The organism is Desulfonatronospira sp. MSAO_Bac3 (genome assembly GCF_003838035.1).
GTDB lineage: Bacteria > Desulfobacterota > Desulfovibrionia > Desulfovibrionales > Desulfonatronovibrionaceae > Desulfonatronospira > Desulfonatronospira thiodismutans.
Window position 1 is genome coordinate 1 of sequence record NZ_QYZY01000263.1, and the last position, 3,686, is coordinate 3,686.

Here is a 3,686-nt window from a genome sequence, read left to right on the forward strand (position 1 = left end):
CTGCCCCTGGATGGACAGTATATTGCAGATAATATCCTGTAAGCCCTCACCGGGGCTCGCCCGGGACATGACCTGAGAGTCACTGAAGGGAAATGGTCATTTAGATTCGAACCACCCCCGGCCCCTCCTTAGCCAAGGCGGGGAGTAGACCGTGCTATGTATACAATGCTAAACCCTGATGACTGCAACATGCTTAAATAATTAAGTTGAAATTGTATTTAATCAGAAGGATGATTTATGGTTTCCATGGAGGATTTTGGAAGTTTTGAAACGGCCTGGTGCCCTGGATGCGGCAATCACAGCATACTTAAGTGCGTCAAAGAGGCCCTGGTGCAGATGGAACTTGAACCGCACCAGTGTATTTTTGTCTCCGGCATCGGCCAGGCGGCCAAATCTCCGCACTACCTGCGGACCAATGTTTATAATGGCCTGCACGGCAGGGCTCTGCCTGCGGCCACCGGAATCAAGCTGGCCAACCCGCAGGCCGTGGTCATCGCCCAGAGCGGGGACGGCTGCAACTACGGCGAGGGAGGCAACCATTTCCTGGCGGCCCTGCGCCGCAATATCAATGTTACCCTGCTGGCCCACGACAACCAGATTTACGGGCTGACCAAGGGCCAGGCCAGCCCTACCACCGCCAGGGGGCAAAAGACCAAGGCCCAGCCCGCGGGCAATCCTTCCGAGGCCTTTAACCCCGTGGGAGTGGCTGTGGCCATGCAGGCGGGGATGGTGGCCCGGGGGTTTGCAGGCATGCAGGATCACCTGACCGAGATGATAGTAAAGGCTGTGCGGCATTCGGGATTCAGCCTGGTGGATATACTGCAGCCCTGCGTAAGCTTCAATAAAGTCAATACCTTTGCCTGGTATAAAGAGCGCTGCTATATCCCGGAAGATCATGATCCACAAAACTGGGAGCAGGCCATGGCCCTTTCCAGGCAGTGGGATGAGGGGATACCACTGGGAGTTATCTATCAGAGTCATAAGCCGACTTTTGAAGAAAGCCTCCCCCATCCAACGGGTGAACCCCTCTTTAATAACCGGCCCTCAATACAAAAGCTAAATGAGGTAATGTCCTCTTTTGCCTGATTGGTGGGCGTGTGCAGGAAACACAGTGGCAGGGTTTTAAATCAGGTTTTTAAATCAAGCAGGAGGTTAAAATGAAAAGGGGAGTATGGTCGACTTTAGTTGCTTTATTTATTTGCATGGCCATGCTTGGGGCATCCCATGCCTGGGCAGAGGAAATGGACAATTTTCCGGAGGAAAACATCCAGGTACCCGAAGAGGCGGTACACCAGGATTACCTGGGAATTTCCGACAATGAAAATTTTGTAATCGGGGATGTACAGGCTGACCTGGTCCTGGTGCAGGTGTTCAGCATGTACTGTCCCATCTGTCAGAGGGAGGCCCCGGACGTAAACGACCTCTATGATATGATACATGAACAGGGGCTGGAAGAGTCCATCAAGATTTTTGGAATCGCACCCGGCAATTCCAGCTTTGAGGTCAGCGTATACCGGGATCGCTATGAAGTGGAGTTTCCTTTGATTCCGGACCCGGATTTTGTATGGCATAAATATCTGGGTGAGGTGGGAACACCTACGTATTATGCTGTAGATCCCGAAAACGGCCGCATCCTGCATTCCCATACCGGACCTTTCCGGGATGGAGTTGAGGCGTACCTGGAAGAAGTAAAGGCTCATCTGTGAGGAGGTGACATGATATGAAAGGTATCAAGACAATTATTTTGTTCCTGGCTTTGTTTCTGGCTTCTCCGGGCCTTTCCCCGGCTGACGAAGGCGCAATCTATGATCCCGGGGAATTAAAACCCATTGACAGTGAGATAAAAGTAGAAGAAGGAGACGAAGCCATTGATTTCACCCTGCCTGCTGTGGGGGGAGAAGAAATCAGCCTGTCCCAGTACAGGGGGGAAAAGAATGTAATGCTCTCCTTTGTTCCGGCCGCCTGGACCCCTGTGTGCTCGGATCAATGGCCGGGATACAATATTGCCAGGCATTTTTTTGATGACAACGACACCATCATTCTGGGTATTACCACAGATAATGTGCCTTCTCAGTACTCCTGGATAAAATCCATGGGTGGGCTGTGGTTTCCGGTACTTTCAGACTTCTGGCCCCACGGGGAAGTGGCTGAAAAGTACGGCATCCTGCGGGGAGACGGTACTGCAGAGCGGGCCACAATCATTGTGGACAAGGAAGGAATCATAAGATTTGCGCACGTTGAGGACATAAACAGGCGGCCTCCACTGGAGATGCTTGTTGAAGCCATGGAAAAGCTGCCCTGAACGCCTTGAAAGATATAACCGCCGAATAATGTTTACACCCTGTGGAAACTACTGAACTGACATTTCCGGGGGGCCGGGGGGGCTTGCCTTCAAGCCCCCCCAACAATTTTAAAAGGCCTTCCAGATTCTCCATGTACAGCCTGAAGCGTTTTTTTCGCTTCTGGTATCTTAAACTGCTCCGCATCAGGGAAAGCCCGCATAACGTGGCCATGGGCCTGTCCCTGGGAGTATTAGTGGGCTGTCTGCCCATCATCCCCCTGCAGACTGTTGCCGCCGTAATTCTGGCCTTTTTCTTCAAGTGCAGTAAGATCGCCGCTGCAATCGGCACCTGGATAACCAATCCCCTGTATGCCCCTTTTGTTTTTTACGGAATGTATCTGCTGGGCAGGGCGGTCATTCCTGTGGGAAAAAAAGAATTCGAGCCCGAGGATCTGACCCTGCTAAACATCGTCAACCTGGGATGGGATTTCTTTTTGCTCATGCTTGCCGGGGGAGTAATAGTCGGGCTTACTCTGGCCTTTTTGACCTATCTGGTCAGTGTGCGCATGGTTTATCTGTACCGGCAAAAAAGGTCCCTGCGCATGCAGCTTAAAAGGTTGAGGGAAAGATGATTCATGCCCCGGCCAAAAAAAGCCTGGGCCAGAATTTCCTCCAGGATATGAACATAGCCCGCAAGATCGTGGATGCCCTGGAGCCGGGACACAAAGACCGCGTCTTAGAAATAGGTCCTGGAAAAGGGGTGCTGACTGCTCTTCTGGCCGACCGGGCAGGACTGGTCCTGGGTGTGGAAAAGGATTATTTCCTGACATTTGCTCTTGACCGGTGTCCAGGACTTCAGGCAGTAAACATGGACGCACTTCAGCTTGACTGGTCCAGGCTTGACCGCTGGCCCGGACTGAAAATTATAGGCAATCTGCCCTACAACATCGCCCAGACGCTTCTCTGGGATATGGCCGCCGGATGCAGAAGCTTTGACAGGGCCGTGGTCATGGTCCAGAAGGAAGTGGCCCAGAGGATTACGGCAGGGCCGGGAGGCAAGGAATACGGGGCGCTTTCCATCTGGCTGCAGTCATTTACAACCCCCAGGGTGCTCTTTAATGTGTCTCCAGGGGTTTTCCGCCCCCGCCCCAGTGTGGATTCATCTGTTCTGGAGCTTCGCCCCCTGCCTGCAGACAAAATTTTTTTTGTCCCCCGGGATCTGGCCAGGGTGGTCAAGACCATGTTTCAAAACCGGCGCAAACAACTGGGCAGGATTCTCAAAACATACTGGAATGACAGGAGAAAAATTGCACTTGAGCAGTGCGGTCTGGACCCCCGGGCCAGGCCTGAGCAGCTGAGCCCAGAGGATTTTCAGGGGTTGTCCAAGTGCCTTTTTTCTGAATAA

At 52.5% G+C, this 3,686-nt stretch carries 5 protein-coding genes; all 5 read left to right on the forward strand.

Annotated elements, in window-relative coordinates:
- Positions 1-237: 237 nt before the first annotated feature.
- The 5 genes from D5S03_RS09075 (at position 238) to rsmA (ending at position 3,686) form a co-directional block, all read left to right on the forward strand.
- Entirely contained in the window at positions 238-1,086 is an 849-nt protein-coding gene (locus D5S03_RS09075; protein ID WP_287043605.1) for a 2-oxoacid:ferredoxin oxidoreductase subunit beta, read from the forward strand.
- Between the two features lie 71 nt (positions 1,087-1,157).
- Positions 1,158-1,706, forward strand: coding sequence for a peroxiredoxin family protein (locus D5S03_RS09080; protein ID WP_008870341.1), 549 nt, complete (start codon positions 1,158-1,160; stop codon positions 1,704-1,706).
- A 14-nt stretch (positions 1,707-1,720) separates the two neighbouring features.
- Positions 1,721-2,302: a peroxiredoxin gene (locus D5S03_RS09085; RefSeq protein ID WP_008870342.1), complete on the forward strand. Its 582-nt coding sequence runs from the start codon at positions 1,721-1,723 to the stop codon at positions 2,300-2,302.
- Positions 2,303-2,433: 131 nt separating this feature from the next.
- The gene (locus tag D5S03_RS09090) at positions 2,434-2,913 is read left to right on the forward strand and encodes a DUF2062 domain-containing protein (protein ID WP_008870343.1); all 480 of its coding nucleotides are present in this window, start codon (positions 2,434-2,436) and stop codon (positions 2,911-2,913) included.
- Positions 2,910-3,686, forward strand: coding sequence for a 16S rRNA (adenine(1518)-N(6)/adenine(1519)-N(6))-dimethyltransferase RsmA (rsmA, locus tag D5S03_RS09095; RefSeq protein ID WP_008870344.1), 777 nt, complete (start codon positions 2,910-2,912; stop codon positions 3,684-3,686). Before D5S03_RS09090 ends, rsmA begins: the two co-directional genes overlap by 4 nt.

Coding starts and splice junctions, on each gene's coding strand:
- D5S03_RS09075 (WP_287043605.1), top strand. CDS start 238: ATGGTTTCCATGGAGGATTTTGGAAGTTTTGAAACGGCCTGGTGCCCT.
- D5S03_RS09080 (WP_008870341.1), top strand. CDS start 1,158: ATGAAAAGGGGAGTATGGTCGACTTTAGTTGCTTTATTTATTTGCATG.
- D5S03_RS09085 (WP_008870342.1), top strand. CDS start 1,721: ATGAAAGGTATCAAGACAATTATTTTGTTCCTGGCTTTGTTTCTGGCT.
- D5S03_RS09090 (WP_008870343.1), top strand. CDS start 2,434: ATGTACAGCCTGAAGCGTTTTTTTCGCTTCTGGTATCTTAAACTGCTC.
- rsmA (WP_008870344.1), top strand. CDS start 2,910: ATGATTCATGCCCCGGCCAAAAAAAGCCTGGGCCAGAATTTCCTCCAG.